The sequence below is a fragment of the Acinetobacter sp. ANC 3832 genome, assembly GCF_002135415.1.
GTDB lineage: Bacteria > Pseudomonadota > Gammaproteobacteria > Pseudomonadales > Moraxellaceae > Acinetobacter.
Genome location: NZ_NEGJ01000016.1, coordinates 30,854 through 54,125 on the forward strand (window position 1 = coordinate 30,854; position 23,272 = coordinate 54,125).

Below are 23,272 nucleotides of genomic sequence, written 5' to 3' on the forward strand. Positions count from 1 at the left end.
AATTTACAACCATAAATAAAAGATACCACCTGATTGGTATGTTATTTAATTCATCCAAAATTAGCAATGAATACTTCATCTAAGATGTTTATGTGTAAACCCTTTAGCATTTGTTTATTTTAAATCCATTCTATTTAAATTATTCATCTGATCAATTGAAAACAATCACGCTGATACCCATATATAAAATTAAATGAACAACACAGACACTCAATTAAAGTTGACGTATGATCAGATAAGATCATCAGCATTTATTTATCTAAATTTAGACTACAGGATTAGGACATTATATGAATATCGCGGCAAACCCAGTGGTTGAAGCAGATCAAACTGTTTATCTTAAAGATTACCAAAAACCGTCTTATCTTGTTGAATCAATTGATTTAGATATTCAAGTTTATGATGACCATACTCAGGTAAACTCTACGCTCGTAATGCAACGCCAAACTTCTGGTGATTTGGTATTACTGGGTCGTGATTTAGAACTAAAATCTATTACATTAAATGATCAAATATTATCTGAAAAAGACTATCAACTCGACTCAGAACAATTGATTATTCTAAATACACCTGATCAGGTAAATTTAAAAATCGAAGTCGTGATTCATCCTGAATCAAATACAATGCTTGAAGGTTTATACCAAGCAGGCGATTTATTTGTCACTCAAAATGAGCCTGAAGGTTTCCGTAAAATCACCTTCTACCCAGACCGTCCAGATGTCCTCTCTGTCTTTACAACTCGTGTAGAAGCCGACAAAAAATTTCCAGTATTACTAGCGAATGGTAATTTACTTGAAACAGGTGAAACAGGTAGAGACCGTCATTATGCGATTTGGCAGGATCCAACAAAAAAACCAAGTTATTTATTTGCCTGTGTAATTGGTGATTTGGCGGTATTAAAAGACCATTTTGTCACCTCTGAAGGGCGAGATGTTGCTTTAGAAATCTATGCTATTGAAAAAGATATTCCAAAATGCCACATCGCAATGGAAGCATTAAAACACTCAATGCGTTGGGATGAAGAACACTACGGTCGTCCGTATGACTTAGATAATTATATGATTGTTGCTGTCAGTCAGTTCAATATGGGAGCAATGGAAAATAAAGGTTTAAATATCTTTAATACCTCTTGTGTATTGGCTGATGAAGAATATACAACTGATGCATCAATCATGCGCGTTCAATCCGTTATTGCACACGAATACTTCCATAACTGGACAGGTAACCGTATTACGTGTCGTGATTGGTTTCAACTTTGTTTAAAAGAAGGCTTAACGGTTTTCCGTGATCAATCATTCTCTGAAGATTTACAGTCTGCTGCCGTACAACGTATTGATGATGTGGCGGTATTAAAAGCACATCAATTCCCAGAGGATTCGGGGCCACTTTCACACCCTCCTCGTCCAGATCATTTTGTCGAAATTAATAACTTCTATACGGCAACTGTGTATGAAAAAGGTGCGGAAATTAACCGCATGATGTCGACTTTATTGGGTAAAGAAAAATTCCGTAAAGGCACCGATGAATACTTTAAACGCCATGATGGTCAAGCAGTCACTGTTGAAGATTGGGTTGAATCTTTAAGCGCGGGTTCAGGTGTTGATTTATCAGCATTCCTGACTTGGTATAACCAACCGGGTACGCCAAAACTTGAAGCGAAAGGTGAATATAATGCATCTGCACAAACATATACCTTAAGCTTTAAACAAAGCCTGAAAGCACATCCTAAATATCCAAACTTAAAAGCCGTACCTATTCCTGTGGCTTTGGCACTTTTTGATGCAAAAACAGGTCAACAATATACATTGCAATCTCATGACTTATTTGAGAATAATGTTCAAGATGGCGTGTATTTATTTGATCAAGATGAAGCTGTGATTGAATTTACAGGTGTTACTGAGAAACCTGTGGTTTCACTGCTTCGTAATTTCTCTGCGCCTGTTAATCTTGACTTTAATTATTCTGATGAAGAATTAGCATTCCTGCTTCAATACGAAACCAATGGTTTTAATCAATGGCAAGCAACTCAGACTTTGCTTGAGCGCATTTTATTAGAAGGTCATGATGCACAAGTTTATATTGAGGCAATTCAACAGACACTCTCATTTGTCATTGCCAAAGATCCATTATTGGCATCACGTCTCTTTGATATTCCTTCAGAAGGCTATTTAGGTAGTCGGATTGATACCAACTATCAACCATCGGCTCTTCATGAAAGTCGTGAAAAATTAGTCAATACTTTGGCAAAGGGTTTAGGTGATTTCTGTAAAGAAACCTACTTATCACTTGATCCAATCGCACAAAAAGATTTTTCTCAAGCCATGGGTGTACGTGCGCTTAAAAATATTATGCTTTCAATGATGGCTCGCCAAGGCGATGTTGATGTCTTTGATTTAGCGTATAGCCAGTATTTAGAAACTGGCAATATGTCTGAACGTTTAGGCGCTTTAAAAGTATTGGTTTGGAATGATGCACCTCAAGCAAGTAACGCATTGCAAGATTTCTATCGTCGCTTTAAAGATGAAGCATTATCTTTAGACCAATGGTTTATGGTTCAAGCCGCACATCCAAAAGCAAATGCTGAAACAATTCAATATCTCACATCACATGCTGATTATGATTTAGGTACGCCCAATCGAATTCGCTCAGTAAGTGGTGGTCTAAATGCTAATCCAATCAATGCTTGGAGTTTTGGTGTTCAACATTTTGTTGACTTAGCCAAATACCTAGATGAGAAAAATCCAATTTTAGGCTCTCGCCTTTTACAGGTCTTATCTCGTTGGTATACGCTTGCAGAACCACAGCGTAGTGAAGTGAAACAACGCCTTGAAAGCTTAAAATCTGATGTGAAGTCTAAAAATGTGGTTGAGACATTGAATAGCATGTTGAGCATTTAATATATTTTTACATAAAAATCAACAGCTTAGATATAATCTCTAGGCTGTTTACTTAAAAAAATTATAAGAACTTTTTATTTTATAGTAAAATTCTACCGATTAATTCGTTTAATGTATAAGTATGGATATCTTAAAATTTATTAGAAGCTTCAACACACTCAATAGCTATCTTACACTTGCTTTTTTACTGCTTATTTTTTTAACGGTGTATATTTATATTCTTAACCCAGCTTAAAAGTGGAACCCTTTTATGATGAACTAAAATGGAATGATTTTTATATGGATATATTAAAATAATCAGCAATTTTATTTAAACTAATTTTATCGAAAAGCTATTTTGTTTACCGTTAAAATTAAACAGATCTTAGATCCATTTTCATCAATCAATATGGATCTAAGGTCGACCTTATTTTTTACATCTTTTTAATGATCTAAAAATACCAAAGCCAAAGTTTAAAACCGTTGCGAAGTCGTTCTGTGTATAATTACTTTTGCATTATTTTAATTGGCTCCTTCTATGTTGCTTCAGATTCTTAAAAAAAAGTTAGATGAAAGTACATTTTGCCCACTTTGCCGAGCATCTATGTATTTCATTGAAGCAGAAGAATTTGAACAAGAGCTTAATTTTCATGAGTGTAGCCATTGTAAGCATCAACTTTTTCAAGATGATAAACACAATTGTCATTGTGAAAGTTGTAAAAACAAGCGTAAAAAACTATTAAAAGAAACACTGTTGCAAGAGCAACGTAAAATTAAACAAAAAAAAGATATCGTAGAACATAGCTTAGACCAACTTAATTTTTTACATAAGCTGTTTTTACTCAGTCTTTTGGATGGACATGTTCAAGAAGGTCATGTTTATAATGAGTTTATTCGTTGGGAAGAAATTAAATATCGTCCCATTACTCCCAATTATTTTTTTCAAAGTCATCTAATGAAACAATTGGTACGAGACAATGTACTCGTTCCAAAGGATTTTTCAGATGACCCACATACCTATTATATTAATGTCCGATTAGACGGCTATTCAGAACCAAGCCTATATAGCGTTACTCAGCAATTACGTCATTGGTTTTATGAAAATTTGAGTCTTGGAATACCTTTTCGTACCACTGAAGAAGTGAAAAGTACCTTATATATTGTGCTCTACCAAGAAATCGTACAATTCATGCAACACTATTGCCGTACTTGGGGCATTCAAATTGCTGGTAATAATGCTTTTCAAACATTCTGCTATCGTTTACTTGAATCCTTAGCATTAGGTCAAATTTATTATTTAGTGCAAACGGCTTTAGAGTATTTACATCAACAAAAAATATTACAAGTACGCAATGAAAATTTCATTAATACCAACTTATTAAAGAAAACATTACAGCAATATCGCGAACGCTCAACGACTGAAAAGTGGGAAACCCCTACACTTCCTCGACCACAAAATATCCCTTTCAGTAAAATGAGTGATATCTTACTTTTTCGTTTTTTGGGTTATGACGAAAATATCTTTTTCCAACCCATCTGGCGTTCATGGAAAAAAATTGAGCCTCGTTTAAATTTCTATTCAGTAAAGCGCTGTATGTATTGTGGCTCAAATGACTTAAATGTCGAATATGATGCTGAAAATTATGTGACTTTATCTTGCCGTAAATGTAAGCATCAAGATCATTATTTTATGTAATAAGGAAAGAAACGATGAATCATCCTGAAGCTTTATCTGAACAATCTGGAAATCTCGTTTTAGACCAGACTGCTACGCTACTTGAAAAAATTGTAGAGGCATGGACCTTATTGCAAATCCAGCAACCGTTAGTGCAATGTATTACCAATAGTGTTGCTGCCAATTATGCAGCCAATGTGCTCCTTGCTGCTGGGGCTTCTCCTGCAATGATTGACAATCCATTTGAAGCAGAAAGCTTTGCATCAATTTCTAGCGCACTGAGTATTAATGTTGGCACACCGACATCTGAACAAATGCAAGCCATGCAAATTTCGGCACAAACAGTAACAGAGAAAAAAATACCTTGGGTGCTTGATCCAGTCGGTTATGGTTCGCTTTTAAAATGGCGCAGTGAAATGGTTGATTCACTCCTCACGCTCAACCCAACGGTGATTCGCGGTAATGCTTCCGAAATTTCAGCCTTAGCAGGTAATCAGGTGCTCTCTAAAGGTGTAGACAGTACAGTTGCGAGTCATGAAGTCTATCTGCAAGCTTTACCGTTATTGGCACATTGTGAATGTGTGGCAATTTCAGGTGAATCTGATTTTATTTTATCTAAACAAATGAGTGCAGTCATTCAGGTCAATGGTGGCAGTTATTTACAACCTAAAGTCACCGCAACAGGTTGTGCGCTTGGAGCATTAATTGCAGCATATTCTGCTGTGACCACACCAACAATTGCGACTATTTCGGCGCATGTGCATTTTGCGATTGCAGGTAAATTAGCTTTTGAAAAATCACAAAGTGTGGGCAGCTTTAATGTGGCTTTTTTAGATGCTATTTATGATATGAATGCTGAATTAATTCAGGAATATGCGGATATTCAAATCATTGAATCTATTTAAACATTTGAAACCAATGTGGGAAAATAAAAACAGCATAAAAAGCTCCTTTTCCCACATCAAATACTTTGCATTATTATTTATAGTTTTGTCAAAATCAAAATGCTCTTGGCAGAATAAAGAATCATCATGCCGATTCACTTCCGAGCTATGAATTTATGATTTCCACGAGGCTTTTACCTCGTGGATAATGAATATCCTTAATTTTCGGACAATGCTCAGAATTCATTTCAAAAATAAGATTCTTTTCACTTTCTCCATAATGGATCAAAACACGTAATTTATTCAGATTTTGAGTATTCTCAATCCGAATTCGATAGTCTTCAGGATCTTGTGAATCCATTAAAATATCAAAATCAATATTACATAAACCATATTTTTCCGCACAATGTTTATCTTTCTCAATCAGCTTCGATAATTTGGGATCAAAATATTGAGGCATTGATAATGGTGTAAAATCGGCCAAGTCAAATTGAGAATCATACATGTATTGAATTAGCTCTTTTGCCGATCGACAATTTTGGCGTTGATCAGCATTTACTTTTACAACAACATTTTTATTCGCTTGCGTATGATCTTCTTGATGACTGATATTTTTATTCTCTTTTTCAGTCTGTTTATTTTCCTGATGTTCTGTCGTTTGAACCTGTGGATTGCACCCCATCAATCCAAGACTCAAAACTAAACCAATTATTATTTTTCTCATTAAAATTTCACTCTATTTATTTTAACGATTAAAAAGCCCCTTAAAGTAAAAGGCTTAATGTTTAAATGAATCTATGTCGATTATTTTAACCTGATACAATTTTTTTCCGATAAATTTCTTTCGGCATTTCTGCAAACTCAACACAAAGCTGAACTTCTAAACCCTTTGCTGAATAGTCAGTAAAAGATTGTAGACACTCGGAAAGTTTATCAGTCATTAGATTTTTCTGTTCTTCTGTACGACCACTTAACCCTTGCAGTCGAACAAAAATAAATGCCTGATTATCCACTGCACCATCTTCGCTTCCAAAACCAATAAGATAATTTGATACAGCTTGAATACGCGATTTAATATCATGTGGATGACCGACTAAACCTGTATCAAATAAAGTATGATTTAAACCAAGCATGAGCTTTTTACAGTCTAAGTTCTGAATATTGTCTGAATAATCAATAAACATTTGTGGCATAACACACTTCCTTTCATCCGATGTTTAGAATAAAGCCAAAACCTTGGCTTTATATTCACTTTAAAAATTATTCAATAAATAGCAATGCTAAACGTACTTGGTCATAGCCCATTCGTGGCGTAATTGCTTCCACAATCGGGCGTAATTTAATCACCCCATCATCACTAAAATGTTCAGGACTTTTACGCTTCATGAGTTTTTTATAAATTTTACGAACTTCCTCAACAACTTCTTCACCAGGGCTCGCTACTGAAATATCCAGTCCTTGCTCACGATGTAATTTTGCAAGGTGATTAATAATCGTCGCAGGTGTTAAACCACGTTCAACTGCAATATCTTGAATTTCATAACCTGATTCAAACAATTCACGCGTTTCATCTAAAGTTGCAGATGCATAGTTGGTTTTACCTGCACTTTTTGCAATTTTCTTTTCATTACGTTCTATTTCAGTCACATTCAATGTACCGCCACAATGCCGAATAAAAGCATTATGTTGAAGTGTTAGATCAACATCTAAATAGTTAACTTCAGCTTCTGTGGATAATTCTTGAAAACGGCGATCCGCTTTAATGGCCAAACTATCCAATTCTAAAGCTTGATCATTAAAACCCAATAATTTTAAACCATTAATTGATTTTAATCGTGATAACGCCACATAACCTTGCCCCTTTTCAAAGGTATGCGACAGGTTAATCTCAGCGGCTTCTAATGTCATACCTTGTGATTTATGAATGGTAATTGCCCAAGCCAAACGCAGTGGTACTTGTTGTAAGCTCGCAATAGTTTTGCCTGCATCATTATCTACTGACCAAGTTTCAGGCTCGACCACTAGAACCGTTCCATCCGTCAGTTTTACTTTGGGTAAAATGCCGTGTATATCATCTTCTTCAAAACCGATGACTTCACCTAAGCTTCCGTTGATATATCCCATATCAAAATTATTTTTAACAAACATGACTTTGGCATGTTTTTTAAGCGTCAGCTCATCAGGTGCGCGTACTGATGATTTTAATGTATCGATGAGTTTATCATTACCATCACAAACAGCGACAAATTGATGCCCATCTCCTGTAATTTCATTGAGATGCTGATAGTTAATACTATCTACATCCATATTATGGGTATATAAACGGGTAAATGTTTCACCAATATCTTGATGTCGTGTTTGTTGCAGTGCTTGTACATGTTCAGGCAAAATATGCTGTGCACGAATTCCGTTCAAAATATCATTGAGCACTGAATCATCTTGACGATGCTGTTCAGTCAAATAGCAAATTCGAAATTTAGCTTCAACCCATGCATTCGACATAAAACAAAATTTATCTCGATTCTTTTCTTCTTTCCTACCCACAGGGGGTAACTGGAAAAAGTCACCTGCTGCAATGACTTGAATTCCGCCAAAAGCTTCATCAGATTCTTTAAAATATTTTAAAACCTGATTGACCAAATTAAGTTGTTTGGCATGTAACATCGAAATTTCGTCAATAATAAGCACTTGTGCATTTTCTAAATGTTCTTTTAAGTATTTACGCTCTTTCATCCGTTTTAAATCATCATCGGATAAAACATCTTTAATCCCAATCCCCGCCCAAGTATGAATGGTCATACCATTCATATGTGTTGCTGCAATACCTGTAGATGCTGTAACAGCAACAGGTACTTTTCGTGCTTTCAAATAATTAATATATTGATTTAATGTATAGGTTTTACCTGCACCAGCAGAGCCCGTCAAAAAGACATTTTCACCCGCTTTCATTAATTTCAGTGCAGTTTCTTGTTTCATAATCGCCTAGATTTGCCTATACAGTATTGGACGGCTATAGCCTAACGGCTTTTTCATCAAAAGTTAAGTTTTCCCTGACTTAACGTTGTTCTTCTACACTACGTTGTCTGAGGATTAAATTAAATTCAGCAATAAATAAGCGTGCAATATTAAGACTATGCACATCAGCATTGCGATTATTTGGATATTTTAATTGTTCTAAAACCAATTGATCATATTCATACAAACAACCCAAAGTTAAATGCAAACTTGGTTCTTGTACGGAAGTCATATGAAATGCAACATATTCGCCGTCCACCATACGTTGACTATATGCGACAGCAAGACAATGATTAAAATCTGCGGATTCATGAATGATACGTTCTAATTGATGTAACTCTTCAAATTTCCAATCTCCATAATACATATATTTTTCAGGAGATAAGCGTGTCCATTCCTCGACATGAATTCGAAGTCTTAATTTTTGCAAGGTCGTATCATGTTGTAATTGTTGATGCCATCGAATCGCTTGTTGAAACAATCCAGCCCAAGTGACAGATTTAGCGACCTCTTTATGACTGAGGAAAAAATCAACCAAATAATCGGCTACATAAGAATCAAATACGCTGACACGGCGTGAAAAATTTAAAGCTGAATGATGAAATACATGTCTAAACTCAGACACATTGAGTTGATGTTTTTGCAACACAAGAAAGAAATCACGATTTTCATGTGTTCTCGGATTGATATAAGGAACCAGTTCTGCATCAATACCGTCTACAATTTTTTGTAAAAACAACATATATGCTTGCATCACACGGCTCAGCTTTTGAAAAACATACTTCGCAATATATGAGTTCCCTTCGGAAACCAATTGTAATAAATCCATCCATTCTTCTAAATAAAGCACAGAGTTTGAAATATACTGTGTATGCAAAATCTTCGACATTTCACTGTCTAAACTATATTTAGTATTACGATGATGATTAAACCAAAAATGTTCTTTTGCATAAACATGACATTCGGAAACAAATAATCGAGCAGAAATGTCTCTAAAATATTTTAAAGTTAATAAAATCACTTGTGGATGAATTTTACTAGTATCGACAAAACTCAATGCAGTAATGGCAATAGGTACACTGGGTTTCAGCATATTTCGACTGATCCAGTCGATCACCACACTGTCTTGTTTAAATAACCAATTCACTGTTCTTTGATAATTCAAAATAGGTAAAAAATTAAACTGACTTTCATCCCAATAGGGGCATTTTTTATTTAGAAAATTCTGCTTTGAAAATAAATCTTTATTCTGCCAATATCCACGCAATGTCAGTTTTGCAAAACCCATCAAATGAGGTTGCTCAACAGCATGACTCATTAACAATTGAAAATCTTGTTGTCGCTCTAAAACATCCATTAAATGGAAAGAATCCATAAATTGAGTTTTTAAAATGCGGAATAAAGCAAAGGGCAAAAATTGTTCCGCAGAAAAACACAATTGATCATAAATTGGAATCAATTCATGAATGGCAATAAAACTTTCACCTTTCACAGAGTTGGCTAAACATAAATGTTTAATATTTAATTCAACTTCCAGTGGAATTTCTTTGCCATATTTTGCAAAAGCCGTGAGATAAGCCGCATCATAATATCCTTCAGCTATCAGTAATTGGTCTATTTTTTCTGCATCTTTCACTGAAATATTATATAGATATTGCTCAACGCGACTTTCCCCATCAACCCATGCAAATACTTGTTCAATCAGAGATTGTCTGAAGACTTGGGCCTTTGTTTTTACTGTGGTTGGGTGTTGCGGTAATAAACTTCCTGTAAAAAAAGGAATTTCATATAAAATAAATTCTGCCAAGACATCACTGACTTGATTTGGAAAATCACTGCGAATCTGAAGCAAAGGCAAATCCATATTAAAATGGATATTCCACATACCATTCGCAATACAAAGCACTTTGTTTTCAGCATCAATTTTCAATACATTCTGAGCAGTGACATCTTTAAGATAGAACCACTGGTCTTGAAAAATTTGCTTTAAATGCACTGAAATAATCAATAATTTTTGTGCTGTTTGCTGATGATTATTCCCTACATTCTTTTGAACAAACGGCTCCATGATTTTGCCTTACTCTCCAATGCAGATATATCTCAATGAAAATATCAAAACATTTTTACAGATTTATTTTCAGGATAATAGTATACGACTTCTGTGACGAATTTCATTATTTATTGTACTCAACATATAAGTGCCGTAACTCAAAAACAATATTATCTTTTTGTTTTATTTATATTTTTATAAAAAATAAGTATCTTAAAACTTTGGTAGGTTTTAAGTAGGTGTCAAAATATAAGCGATGACTAGATACTCAATATCAAGGTGATCATCACCTGTCGGATTGATGAAATAACAATGATGGTAGAAGGAATCGCACCATGGCTTTTAAAAATATTGCAGATCAAACAAATGGTTTTTACATCCCTTGCGTATCACTTTTTGGACCAGGCTGTGCCAAAGAAGTTGGTGCTAAAGCACAAAATTTAGGTGCAAAAAAAGCACTCATCGTGACCGATGCAGGCTTATTCAAATTCGGTGTTGCCGATATTATTGTTAATTATTTAAACGAAGCAGGTGTCGACAGTCACGTCTTCCCAGGCGCTGAACCTAATCCAACAGACATTAATGTTTTAAATGGTGTAAATGCTTATAACGAAAATGGTTGCGACTTTATTGTCTCTTTAGGTGGTGGTTCTTCACATGACTGCGCTAAAGGAATTGGCTTAGTGACTGCGGGTGGTGGCAAAATTCGTGATTATGAAGGGATTGATCAAAGTAAAGTACCAATGACACCACTGATTGCGATTAATACCACAGCGGGTACTGCATCTGAAATGACGCGTTTCTGTATTATTACCAATACAGATACTCACGTTAAAATGGCGATTGTAGACTGGCGTTGTACGCCACTGGTGGCAATTGATGATCCTAAACTGATGATTGCAAAACCTGCGGCTTTAACTGCTGCAACAGGAATGGATGCATTAACGCACGCTGTCGAAGCTTATGTTTCTACCGCAGCGAATCCAATTACAGATGCATGTGCGGAAAAAGCAATCAGCATGATTACTGAATGGTTAAGCCCTGCTGTTGCCAATGGTGAAAACCTTGAAGCACGTGATGCAATGGCATACGCACAATACTTAGCTGGTATGGCATTTAACAATGCTTCTTTAGGTTATGTCCATGCAATGGCACATCAATTGGGTGGTTTCTACAACCTGCCACATGGCGTATGTAATGCAATCTTACTTCCACATGTCTGCGAGTTCAATTTAATTGCTTGCCCTGATCGTTATGCAAAAATTGCACAATTAATGGGTGTAAATACAGATGGCTTAACCGTCACTGAAGCTGCTTTTGCTGCAATTGATGCTATTCGTGAATTATCTGCTTCAATTGGTATTCCTTCAGGATTAACTGAACTGGGTGTGAAAGAAGCCGATCATGCTGTTATGGCAAAAAATGCACAAAATGATGCATGTATGCTCACCAATCCACGTAAAGCGAATGAAGCTCAAGTCATTGATATCTTTAAAGCAGCAATGTAAGTAAAACTCTCCTGTTCAATCGTTTGGGAATATCATTTCGGTGATATTCCCTTTTTCATTTTAGACGTATGAGTAATTTATTTGCGTCAATCATTTCACTCAAAACAGGATCGATACCCTTTCTTTAAATCTCTTATATAACGATTAACAACTTTTTATTATTCGTGGACAAAATCCAAGCACTTTCTGCCATTCTCTAAGTTACCAATTCTATATTTCCTTTCATCTTTGAATTAGTTTATAAAATGAGTTGACTCAATCATCATCCACACATAAAAGCAGAATAAACAACATGAAAACAATTGTGATTACAGGTGCAAATACAGGTATTGGCTTAGCGACAGCGGAAAGTTTTGTGCAAGATGGTGATCATGTGATTATCGCCTGCCGTAATTTAGACAAAGCTGAGAAAGCCAAGCAATATCTTGAATCTTTGAATAAAGGTACAGTTGAAATCGTTCAGCTTGACTTAAATAGCCTTGAGCAAGTTAATCAAGCAGCAAATCAACTCCTACAAAAGTATCCCCAAATTGATGTGCTCGTCAACAATGCAGGTATGATGACACCTGAACTAGAAGCCACTGTAGATGGCTATGAAAAACAATTTGGTGTGAATTACTTAGGACCATTTTTATGGACCATGAAGTTGCTTCCTGCAGTTAAAAATTCAGAACATGGACGTATTATTCATTTAGCATCTATGATGCATTTGATGGGTAGTATCAAGCCTGAAAACTTTAAAGCTGATCAAGTTAAAAAATATAATGGTGTACTGAGTTACGCCAACAGTAAATTGGCCAATTTATTATTTAGTAATATTCTTGCAAAACAACTTGAAGGAACCAATGTCACCAGTAATGCATTGCATCCCGGTGGTGTAGATTCTGAAATTTATCGTGAATTACCCAAATATCAATATAAAGTCATCAAGCTATTTCTGATTCCGACCACCAAACCTGCGGCATTGATCAAAACCATTGCAACAGATCCGAAATGGGCAAATCGTAATGGGGATTATGTCAGTTTACAAACACCTGCCATTAAGTCCTCTAAAGCAAAAGATATGCAACTTGCACAACAACTGTATGATCAATCGATTCAGTTTGTTGGAAAATATTTATAAATAGCCTGATTGGAGTTTAATGCAATGTCGAATACATCAATTTCCAAAGCAACTATGCCTAAAACCATTTTGATTACAGGTGCAAATGCAGGCATCGGTTTAACTACAGCTGAACTATTGGTAAAAGAAGGTCATAATGTGATTATAGCATGCCGTAATCTGGATAAGGCACAGCAAGCTCAAGCACATTTAAAATCATTCGGAACAGGACAAGTTGATTTAATTCAGCTGGATTTGAACAGTTTAACTAAAGTGAATCATGCTGCCAATGAAGTGCTGTCTAAATATGAGCATATTGATGTGCTGATTAACAATGCAGGGCTGATCAGCATGCATTTAGATGCAACTGAAGATGGTTTTGAAAAACATTTCGGTGTGAACTATCTGGGCCATTTTTTATGGACACTCAAACTCTTACCTTTGCTTAAAAATGCTGAACAAGGTCGAATTATCCATTTATCCTCGATTGCGCATTGGGGCGGTAGCATTCAACCTGAAAAATTTAGAGCAGAAAAGATTCAGCGTTACATCATGTTCCCAAGTTATGGCAACAGTAAATTACAAAATCTATTGTTTAGCAATTTACTCGCAAAACAGCTCGCAGGAAGTAATGTGACCAGTAATGCCCTGCATCCTGGTGTGGTTGATTCTGAGTTGTATCGTCAACTGCCTAAATTACAATATATGTTCGTTTCCATGGCACTCATTCCGCCATCTAAACCTGCCAATCAAATTCGTAAAATGGCTTTAGATGCAGATTGGGCCCATAAAAATGGGCAATATGCCAGTGTACAAACACCTGCACTGAGCTCAGCTAAATCTAAAGATATGCAATTGGCGCAAAAGCTTTATGATTTGTCTTATGAATTGGTCAAACAATATCTATAACAACACTTTTAAATGGATTGGGGAAATACAATGACAGCATCACAAATTACCTACCAACCTGATGTCCTTGGTGCAGGTTATGAACAGGCAACATTACATTTCCCTGATGATTTTGAAGGGAAAGTCATCGCAACATTGGTGCGAAAAAAAGCAGATCAAGCAACAAACAAAGCAGTTTTATATATTCACGGTTTCATTGATTATTTTTTTCAGACTGAAATGGCTGAACAATTTAACCAACATGGTTATGATTTTTATGCGCTTGATTTACGTAAATATGGTCGTTCGCATCTACCCCATCAGAAGTTTTATAACGTCCGTGAAATCAGTGAATATGATGCTGAAATCACTCAGGCTTTAAATATTATTGGTGACGAAAGTCATGATGCAGTTGTGCTGTGTGGACACTCCACAGGTGGTTTAATTACCACGCTGTATGCAGTACATCATCTCAATCATCCATTGATTAAAGCCCTTTGGGCAAACAGTCCTTTTTATAACTTTAATATGCCTGCGTGGAAGAAAAAACTCGCTCTGCCTAAACTAAGTGCCTTGGGTAAATATCTTCCTAATGTCAGATTCCCGAGTGAACTGAATAAATGGTACGTGCCTAGTATTCATAAAGACTTTTATGGTGAATGGGATTTTAATTTAGAATGGAAACAGAAGTCCTATTCATTAGTTTATTTAAGTTTTGTACATGCCATTTTTGAAGCCCAAAAAGAAATTCAAGCAGGTGCAAAAATTTCAGTTCCGACTCTAGTTATGCATTCTCATCAAACAAAAAATCCGAAAAAGTGGGGTAAAGATGCACAAACCAGTGATGTGATTTTAGACGTAAAAGGTATAAAAAAGTATGCAAACAAATTACAAGGTGATGTCACTGTAATGACAATTCAGAATGGTTTGCATGATTTAGTACTTTCATCAGCACCAGTCCGTCAAAATGTTTATGGAAAACTCTTTAATTGGTTAAAGCAAAAAGTTGGATAATATTTAACTCATTTTTATGTTAATAATTTTTTAGATATCACTGAGCTTAATATCTGAAATAAGACACCTACTGCTCATCTTTATACTTCATCAACATTTGATGAGCAGGATGACCTATAGGTGTCAATTCAATTAAACGCTCCACAGCATCAATTGCCTCAGGAAAATGTGCCAGATGTTTAAGCAAAACATCTGTTTCATGTGCTTTAAATATTGCTTCACTTAAACGCGATTCTAAACAGTCACGCCAAGCACATAAAAATGGGCTTTCTGTTTTAGCTAGAAATACACCTCTGCATAATTTCAGTGCTGATTCTGTATAACATGCATCTAAAGCCTGTTCCGCTTGTAGAAAATCTGCTTCGACATTTGCCAACAAGCGGTAAGGACGCGAACCGAGCATTCCCCCTAAAATATCACGCAGTTGCGACATTTCAGCCTTTAAAGTACCAATACTGACTTTACGCTCACCATATAAAGCTTGATGTAAATTTTCAAGGTTCATGCCTTGTGGGCAAAGTGCAAGGATTGTCAAAATTTCAATTTGGCGCGGAGTCAACACCACAATTTTGCCATTAAACAATACTTGTGGGACTGAAAAGGCGCGAATGAATAAATGCTGTTGCTGATATTCTAACAGTGCAGATTGAATGATCGATGCACAGCGTTCCGCAGCCAATAAACCTAAACTATTGTGATGATTCCATGTCGTGGATAGATCAATCACACCCAAAACATGCTTGGAATAAGGATCAATAATCGGTGCGGCATAACACACCCAATCATGGATGGAAGACATATAGTGTTCATTTGAAAATACACAGCTTGATCGTTGCGTTTTTAATGACAAAGCTAAGGCATTGGTTCCAACTAAATCTTCACGCCATTGCCCACCTTCAACAAAGTGTACTCTTTCAGCGGCATTACGCATTTGCCCACTGGCTGCAGTCCAAATAATCGTACTACCAATATCCCCCACGGCAGCAACCATCGAAGACTGTTCCGCAATATGTTTTAATTCTTTTCCACAATGCTCAATCGCAATTTCCAAAGCACTTTTTTTACTGTGTTTTTGATGGGTTAATGGCGCAGCTTCTCGATCTTTCGGAATAGATGCTGAATTTGAACGTTGCCATGAACTGACGATACTTTGCCCAAGCTGATCTGCATGATTCAATGACAAACTACTGCTTTGACGCAATTGTTCAATCGTATCCCTTTTCTGTAATAAATCTTGTTGACTCAACATATACTACATTCCTTAGCCATTCACTTGGGGGGTCATACGTCCTTGCTTTTTTATTTTTATCACTTGCTTATAAATTAGACTTCAAACTAACATATTTAACAGTACATTAGTCAACTGCTCTAAGACCAAAGCGCTAGAACTGAGATTGAATAAGACCAAGAAATTCATCACTTTTTGAAACAAAATCTAATACAAGAAAACATTGTCAAAAACTAAATCATAGCGCAAATTATAAATGACTTTCCTCCAACCTTTCTCCAACCTTTATATCCATATCCTCAAAGCATGATGTAAACCGAGACTGTCTTTCAGTCATCCATACACATTCACCAACAAATATTGATGAAAATAAGTAAAGGGAAATTCTTATGCGTTATGTAGATCCAAATCAACCTGGTTCAAAAATTCAATTTAAAGCCCAATATGAAAATTTTATTGGTGGACAATGGGTTGCACCTGTAAAAGGAGAATACTTTGATAATATCTCTCCTGTCGATGGCAAAGTATTCACAAAAATTCCGCGTTCTTCCGCGGAAGATATTGAATTAGCACTCGACGCAGCACACAAAGCAAAAACGTCTTGGAATAAAGCATCTCCAACGACACGTTCAAATATGTTGCTCAAAATCGCAGATCGTTTAGAAGAAAATTTAGAATTATTAGCTGTTGCAGAAACATGGGATAACGGTAAACCGATTCGTGAAACCTTAGCTGCTGATATTCCTTTGGCGATTGATCATTTCCGCTATTTTGCAGGCTGTATACGTGCTCAAGAAGGTGGTATTTCTGAAATTGATGAAGATACCATTGCCTACCATTTCCATGAGCCTTTAGGTGTTGTTGGACAAATTATTCCATGGAACTTCCCTATTTTGATGGCGACATGGAAACTTGCACCTGCATTGGCTGCAGGTAACTGTATCGTTTTAAAACCTGCTGAACAAACCCCTGCTAGTATTCTTGTTCTAGTTGAGTTAATTCAAGATTTATTGCCTGCAGGCGTGCTGAATATTGTTAATGGTTACGGTGTAGAAGTTGGTCGCCCACTTGCCACTAACCCACGTATTGCAAAAATTGCATTTACAGGTTCAACCGCAGTCGGTCAGCAAATTATGCAATATGCGACTGAAAATATTATTCCTGTAACACTCGAGCTCGGTGGTAAATCTCCAAATATTTTCTTTGAAGATATTATGGACAAAGATGATGAGTTTTTAGATAAAGCACTTGAAGGTTTTGCCATGTTTGCCTTAAACCAAGGTGAAATTTGTACCTGCCCATCCCGTGCATTGGTTCAAGAAAGTATTGCTGATAAATTCCTTGAAATGGCAGTTGAACGTGTGAAACGCATTAAGACAGGTCATCCATTAGATACGGATACTATGATTGGCGCACAGGCTTCACAGGAACAACAAAACAAAATTTTAGGCTGTATCGCAACAGGTCGTGCTGAAGGTGCGCAAGTATTGACAGGTGGTGGTGATCGTCATGAAGTGGGTGAAGGTTTCTATATTGAACCGACTATTTTTAAAGGCAACAACAGCATGAAAATCTTCCAAGAAGAAATTTTTGGACCAGTACTTTCAGTTGCAACCTTTAAAGACTATGACGAAGCCATTAAGATTGCCAATGATACAATTTATGGCTTAGGTGCAGGCGTATGGTCACGCTCTACACATACAGCGTACCGTGCTGGTCGTGCAATTGAAGCTGGTCGTGTATGGACAAATTGCTACCATATTTACCCTGCACATGCTGCATTTGGTGGTTATAAAAAATCAGGTATTGGTCGTGAAAACCATAAAATGATGCTTGATCATTACCAACAAACCAAAAATTTATTGGTGAGTTACTCAACTAAAGCAATGGGCTTCTTCTAAGTTAGATTTTTTAAAAATAGAGATATAAAATAAAAAGAATAAAAGCGAACTTCGGTTCGCTTTTTTATCGAAAATAAATATATTCAAAACTAGATTTCTTTCTCTAATTCAAGTAGTTTTAAATCTTGAAATATCAATAAAGCCATCCTCATGTCTTTTGAAAAGCTCTTCTTAGAAAATATTGATTTAAGCCTCAATGATGTTCAAATTATTCCTTTAACGCATGAGCACGAAGATGGTTTAAAAGAAGCATGCAAAGATGGTAAGCTTTGGAAACTTAGAGTCACTTCTACACCACATCATACTCAAGTGGATGAATATATCCAGACCGCACTGCAACAAAAAAATGCTCAAACAAGATTTCCATTTGTCGTGATGCATGCTGAAACACAAGAAATTATAGGCACAACGAGCTTTCATGATATTTTAAATGATACAAGGCGCTTGGAAATTGGCTACACATGGTATGCAAAAAAATTCCAACGCTCACATGTGAATACCACCTCTAAACTATTATTACTTCAATATGCTTTTGACCATTTAAATGCCAACACTGTTGGATTACGTACTGATATTTTTAATCTAAAAAGTCAAAAAGCCATTGAACGCTTAGGTGCAAAAAAAGATGGTGTCATTCGAGGCCATGCTTTGCGAAAAGATGGAACCATCCGAGATACTGTGATGTACAGTATTGTTCAAGCCGAATGGAGCAATATTAAAGTGCATTTGAACGATCTTTTACAGTCTTATGATTAGAGTGATAAAACGCCGTCGAATAAATAAGGTAAAGCAAAAAATTAAAACTTTTGCTTTACCTTATTTTGAGACCGTAAATTATATTAATCATTTACTCACGATCTAAAGCCATTTCCACAAAATGTAAATGATCAACACCCCAATACATTTCATCTTTAACAAACCAAGTAGGTGCGCCAAATACACCTCTTTCTACCGCTTCTTCTGTTAAAAACTTAAGTTGCCCTTTTACTTTTTCATCACTCAACCAAGTCTGGACACTTGCAGTGTCTAAACCTAGTTCTGTTGCAACTTGAATAAATTCCTGTTGGTCATTTAAATTACGTGGTTGTCCGAACATCGCATTAAATAAGCCTGTCGTTACGTCTATAAATCTTTCAGGTTGGTACAACTGCACCGCTGTAAGCAAACGCATGAGCATTAAAGTATTGATTGGGAAATGAGGATTCATTTGTACAGGAATGTTCCAATAATTAGACCAACGCTTTAAATCCTGCATTGAATATCGTGCTTTGGTGGGCACAGCCATTGGACTGCTATTTCCTGTTGCTTTAAATACACCACCCAGCAAAATCGGCTTCCAAATAATCTCAGCTTGTTTTTCTGCTGCTATTTTTTGTATTTGATGAAACCCTAAATAGCTGTATGGACTACCCAAATCAAAGTAAAACTCAATAATATTCATTTTATATCCTTATCTATATCTATTTTAGGCTTCTTGCATAAGCATTTATAGGCTCTTTAAATTTTCTCAAAAAGAGCGAATCAATTACCACTTTTCCATCCATGGTCTTAAATCTAACTCATGTGTCCACGCATCTCTTGGCTGTTGTGCAATATGCCAATAATTTTCTGCAATATGTTCGGGATTTAAAATACCATCCTGTTCTTTACGTGCATAAATTTCAGGGAAGGTTGTTTCTATAAATTCTGTATCAATTGCACCATCCAACACCACATGCGCCACATGAATATTTTGAGGGCCCAACTCACGTGCCATACTTTGTGCTAAAGCACGTAAAGCATGTTTTGCTCCTGCAAATGCAGCGAAATAGGCTGCTCCACGCATGCCTGCTGTAGCACCTGTAAATATAATCGTGCCTTTTTGACGTGGTACCATTCTCTTGGCAACTTCTCGCCCAACCAAAAAAGCGCCAAAACATGCCATTTCCCAAATTTTAAAATATTTACGTGCTGTTTCATCTAAAATACTGCAAGGAACATTGGCACCAATATTAAAAACCATGACATCAATTTCGCCTATTGTAGATTCAATTTCTTCAATTAACTGAATGACCTGCTCTTCTTTTCGAGCATCAGAAGCAAAACCAAAAGCTTTCCCACCTTGTTGTTCAATCTCGGTAATTAAAGGCTGTAATTTATCGGCATTACGACGAGTCATACACGTGATGTAACCACCTTGTGCAAAACGTTTTGCAATTGCACCACCTGTGGCATCACCTGCACCAATAATTAATGCAACTTTGTTTTGATTCGGATTTTTTAACTGTTGTTGGCTGTCCGAAGTATTCTGTAAATTATAACTTAAATTATTTTCTAAATCGTTAATCATGTTATGTGTCCTTTTTTACATAACGGTCGTTATCATAACGAATACTATGTTATAATTTTTAACCAGTCAAATGCATTTTGAGTGGTTCAATCATGCGCTATAAATCAGGTTATAAAGAAGAAAAACGTAAAGAACTACTGAGTATTAGTGGTCAAATTGCAAAAAAACAGGGTTTTAATGCCACAGGTGTGGATACTTTTATGAAAGCTGCTGGTGTGACCAGTGGAGCTTTTTATTCACATTTTTCCTCTAAACATGATTTATTTAAAGCTTTGATTGAATCTGAAATTCAGCACAGTATTGATATGTGGATGGGCAATCCACATACAGAAGCTGAACCATGGATTGATTTTGAACTGAATCGTTATTTGGCGCTTTCTCATGTGAATAAAGCTGAACACGGCTGTGTGCTTCCTGCATTGGCAACTGAAATTTCACGTTCAGATGATGATATTAAACAACTCTATCAATCTGAACTGATAAGAGGTCATCAGATTTTTTTAGAACATTTAGGCAGTGAAGAAAAAGCTTGGGCAGTGATGTGTCAATTGGTAGGTGCAATATTAATTGCACGAAGCATCATGGATGAATCTTTAAAGTTAATGATTTTAGAATCGAGTAAATCAGCGATTAAATATTTTTTATCGACTGAGAATAAAACCAAACCCATATAAAAAGCCAGACTTTCATCTGGCTCTCCATCTAAGATAAAATCCAATTAAATTATATTTTACAAAGCACCATTGCCCAAAACTAAACCTTCACGACGTGGATCGACTCCGCCTGCATATTTCATTTGATTGTTGATTGCGACTTTCATGATCGTTGAAATTCCGCTTGATTGAGCTCCATTATTCACAACATGACCTTTATCTTGCAGCCCTGTAACCAAATCAGATAAATTCAATGTCGTATTTGAACTATCTACATTTGTAATTAAGCTATTAGTTGCACCAAAATTTACCAAAGACGTTGCCTGTTGCGCATCTAAATTCCAATCTAAAATACCCACAAGCGTTTTAACAACAAACTGGATGATGGTTCCGCCACCCGGTGAACCTGTTGCAATATAAAAATCGCCAGGTTGAATTCCTTTAAATACAATTGTTGGTGCCATAGTACTTCTTGGTCGTTTATTGGCTTCTACTCTATTCGCCACAACTGCACCTGAAGCATCCACTGGATTCGCTGAAAAATCAGTTAATTGATTCGAAAGTAAAAAGCCATTCACCATATGGAATGAACCCATACTCGACTCGACTGTAGACGTAATAGAGGCTACATTTCCATAAGCATCAACCACGGTAAATTGTGTTGTGCCATGTTCAACGGTGCTATCTATTCCTGCATTTGAATTAAAGTTTCCTGCAGATGCTATGCCCATCGATTTATTCAAACTAATTAAAGATGCACGCTGTTTAAGATAGTTTTTATCCAACATGCTTGGAATACCTTTTGCTGGCAAAGGGACAAAATCGGTATCTGCAACATATTTATCACGGTCTGCATAAGCCAAGCGCTCTGCTTCTGAAACAAGATGAACCCCCATTACATTCGGTACACCCCCCTCATTTTCAGGTTGAGTTGGCGCATATTGCGCCATATCAAAACTTTCTAAAATACCCAAAGTTTGTGCTACGGCTATCCCACCTGAAGATGGTGGTGGCATTGTACAAATGTAATAAGCATTTCTATAGGTCGTGCAAATTGCTTCACGCTTTTTCGCTTGATAATTGGTCAAATCATTTAAAGTCATTAAACTTGGAGTTATTGGGGTTCTCGCTGCATCATCCCCCACACTTTGCCCTGCTTTAGCAATAATATCCGTCGCAATTTGCCCTTTATACATGGCACTTGCACCTTGGCTTGCAATTGTTTTTAAGGTTTCAGAATAAGCGACATTTTTAAGCGTCTCACCCACCGTATAAGGTGTTCCATCGGCTTTAAAATAAGTTTGCACTGCATTTTTGTCTAAAGCTAAATTGACGGCATTTGCTTTAATTGCATCTGCTAAACGTCCTGGAACTTTAAAACCATTGACAGATAAATCAATGGCATTATTAAACAATTGATTCCAAGCCAATTTACCATGCTCGCCATGTGCCATTTCAAACATACGAAGCACACCCGGTACACCAATGGAACGACCACTGCGTCTAGTTGATGGTACAGGAGGTAAAGAATTTGCATCTGCTTGATCTTGTCGAGCTAAATAATAGCCAGTTGCAGCACTTGGCGCAGTTTCTCGCCCATCATAAGCGCTGACTTTTTTAGTAGAAGCATCGTAATACATCATGAATGCACTACCTGCAATCGTACTTGACTGAGGTTCAACCAAACCTAAAACCGCTTGTACGGCAATGGCTGCATCAATTGCACTCCCACCTGCTTTTAAAACTTCACAACCTGCCTTCGTTGCCAATGGTGTATTTGCAACTACCATATATTTATCTGAATATTTAGTTTTTAACCCTAAACGATAGCCAGATGCAGGTTCAGGAAAAGCGGGATCACCCACCTGATTCGAACCTACCACGACATTTGAACCATCACTTGCTGTTGTTAAACAACTATTCGGATTAACATCTGTAGTCAGGGGTGGCGATGTTACGATTGATTCATCATTATCATTACAACCGTACAATGTAAGAAGACTCAGCACACAGGTTGCTGTAAAGGCAAATTTCTTTTGCATTATTTGAACTCCATTCAATTTATTAATAAAGTATTTCTCTTACTACTTTGCTCCTATAAGTTCCTTTAACCCTTGATTATTATCATTTCTAAATAAATAACACTGCT

At 36.4% G+C, this 23,272-nt stretch carries 19 protein-coding genes; 11 read left to right on the forward strand and 8 right to left on the reverse strand.

Annotation, left to right across the window (positions count from 1 at the left end):
* Positions 1-290: 290 nt before the first annotated feature.
* The 4 genes from pepN (at position 291) to thiM (ending at position 5,456) form a co-directional block, all read left to right on the forward strand.
* Entirely contained in the window at positions 291-2,897 is a 2,607-nt protein-coding gene (pepN, locus tag B9T35_RS16170) for an aminopeptidase N (protein WP_086192125.1), read from the forward strand.
* A 121-nt stretch (positions 2,898-3,018) separates the two neighbouring features.
* Positions 3,019-3,132 carry a hypothetical protein gene (locus tag B9T35_RS18875; protein ID WP_086192126.1) on the forward strand — a complete coding sequence of 38 codons (114 nt, stop codon included), beginning with the start codon at positions 3,019-3,021 and terminating at the stop codon, positions 3,130-3,132.
* 282 nt (positions 3,133-3,414) lie between these two features.
* Positions 3,415-4,572 (forward strand): hypothetical protein, encoded by a 1,158-nt coding sequence (locus tag B9T35_RS16180; RefSeq protein WP_086192127.1) that lies wholly within the window; start codon positions 3,415-3,417, stop codon positions 4,570-4,572.
* Positions 4,573-4,586: 14 nt separating this feature from the next.
* Positions 4,587-5,456, forward strand: a complete 870-nt coding sequence (gene thiM, locus B9T35_RS16185) for a hydroxyethylthiazole kinase (protein ID WP_086192128.1) — start codon at positions 4,587-4,589, stop codon at positions 5,454-5,456.
* Positions 5,457-5,601: 145 nt separating this feature from the next.
* Here the strand turns inward: thiM and B9T35_RS16190 are convergent, their stop codons facing one another.
* The 4 genes from B9T35_RS16190 to B9T35_RS16205 all read right to left on the reverse strand — a co-directional run bounded on the left by B9T35_RS16190 (position 5,602) and on the right by B9T35_RS16205 (position 10,518).
* Positions 5,602-6,159 (reverse strand): hypothetical protein, encoded by a 558-nt coding sequence (locus B9T35_RS16190; protein ID WP_139842048.1) that lies wholly within the window; start codon positions 6,157-6,159, stop codon positions 5,602-5,604.
* A gap of 85 nt (positions 6,160-6,244) precedes the next feature.
* Positions 6,245-6,628, reverse strand: coding sequence for a 5-carboxymethyl-2-hydroxymuconate Delta-isomerase (locus tag B9T35_RS16195; protein WP_086192130.1), 384 nt, complete (start codon positions 6,626-6,628; stop codon positions 6,245-6,247).
* 67 nt (positions 6,629-6,695) lie between these two features.
* Positions 6,696-8,411, reverse strand: a complete 1,716-nt coding sequence (locus B9T35_RS16200) for an AAA family ATPase (RefSeq protein ID WP_086192131.1) — start codon at positions 8,409-8,411, stop codon at positions 6,696-6,698.
* Between the two features lie 79 nt (positions 8,412-8,490).
* The gene (locus B9T35_RS16205; RefSeq protein WP_086192132.1) at positions 8,491-10,518 is read right to left on the reverse strand and encodes a hypothetical protein; all 2,028 of its coding nucleotides are present in this window, start codon (positions 10,516-10,518) and stop codon (positions 8,491-8,493) included.
* Between the two features lie 317 nt (positions 10,519-10,835).
* Between B9T35_RS16205 and mdh the strand changes: the two genes are divergently transcribed.
* From mdh to B9T35_RS16225, 4 genes are all read left to right on the forward strand, one after another.
* Positions 10,836-12,008 (forward strand): iron-dependent methanol dehydrogenase, encoded by a 1,173-nt coding sequence (gene mdh / locus B9T35_RS16210; RefSeq protein ID WP_086192133.1) that lies wholly within the window; start codon positions 10,836-10,838, stop codon positions 12,006-12,008.
* Between the two features lie 292 nt (positions 12,009-12,300).
* Positions 12,301-13,131, forward strand: coding sequence for an SDR family oxidoreductase (locus B9T35_RS16215; protein WP_086192134.1), 831 nt, complete (start codon positions 12,301-12,303; stop codon positions 13,129-13,131).
* 24 nt (positions 13,132-13,155) lie between these two features.
* Positions 13,156-14,019 carry an SDR family NAD(P)-dependent oxidoreductase gene (locus B9T35_RS16220; RefSeq protein ID WP_228147181.1) on the forward strand — a complete coding sequence of 288 codons (864 nt, stop codon included), beginning with the start codon at positions 13,156-13,158 and terminating at the stop codon, positions 14,017-14,019.
* 30 nt (positions 14,020-14,049) lie between these two features.
* A complete protein-coding gene (locus tag B9T35_RS16225; RefSeq protein ID WP_086192135.1) occupies positions 14,050-15,012 on the forward strand; it encodes an alpha/beta hydrolase in 963 nt (320 codons plus the stop codon).
* A 67-nt stretch (positions 15,013-15,079) separates the two neighbouring features.
* Here the strand turns inward: B9T35_RS16225 and B9T35_RS16230 are convergent, their stop codons facing one another.
* A complete protein-coding gene (locus tag B9T35_RS16230) occupies positions 15,080-16,261 on the reverse strand; it encodes a transcriptional regulator (protein ID WP_086192136.1) in 1,182 nt (393 codons plus the stop codon).
* Between the two features lie 368 nt (positions 16,262-16,629).
* On the opposite strand from B9T35_RS16230, the gene B9T35_RS16235 reads away from it, so the two are divergent.
* Both B9T35_RS16235 and B9T35_RS16240 read left to right on the forward strand, forming a co-directional pair.
* A complete protein-coding gene (locus B9T35_RS16235; RefSeq protein ID WP_086192137.1) occupies positions 16,630-18,141 on the forward strand; it encodes an aldehyde dehydrogenase family protein in 1,512 nt (503 codons plus the stop codon).
* 150 nt (positions 18,142-18,291) lie between these two features.
* On the forward strand, positions 18,292-18,897 hold the full coding sequence (locus B9T35_RS16240) for a GNAT family N-acetyltransferase (RefSeq protein WP_086192138.1): 606 nt from the start codon (positions 18,292-18,294) through the stop codon (positions 18,895-18,897).
* A 91-nt stretch (positions 18,898-18,988) separates the two neighbouring features.
* Here the strand turns inward: B9T35_RS16240 and B9T35_RS16245 are convergent, their stop codons facing one another.
* Positions 18,989-19,582: a 2-hydroxychromene-2-carboxylate isomerase gene (locus B9T35_RS16245; protein WP_086192139.1), complete on the reverse strand. Its 594-nt coding sequence runs from the start codon at positions 19,580-19,582 to the stop codon at positions 18,989-18,991.
* Between the two features lie 84 nt (positions 19,583-19,666).
* Positions 19,667-20,470, reverse strand: a complete 804-nt coding sequence (locus B9T35_RS16250) for an SDR family oxidoreductase (RefSeq protein ID WP_086192140.1) — start codon at positions 20,468-20,470, stop codon at positions 19,667-19,669.
* Between the two features lie 92 nt (positions 20,471-20,562).
* Here B9T35_RS16250 and B9T35_RS16255 point away from each other — a divergent pair, with 92 nt between their 5' ends.
* Positions 20,563-21,144, forward strand: coding sequence for a TetR/AcrR family transcriptional regulator (locus tag B9T35_RS16255; RefSeq protein ID WP_086192141.1), 582 nt, complete (start codon positions 20,563-20,565; stop codon positions 21,142-21,144).
* 56 nt (positions 21,145-21,200) lie between these two features.
* Here the strand turns inward: B9T35_RS16255 and B9T35_RS16260 are convergent, their stop codons facing one another.
* Positions 21,201-23,165, reverse strand: a complete 1,965-nt coding sequence (locus tag B9T35_RS16260; RefSeq protein WP_086192142.1) for a gamma-glutamyltransferase family protein — start codon at positions 23,163-23,165, stop codon at positions 21,201-21,203.
* Between the last annotated feature and the right edge of the window lie 107 nt (positions 23,166-23,272).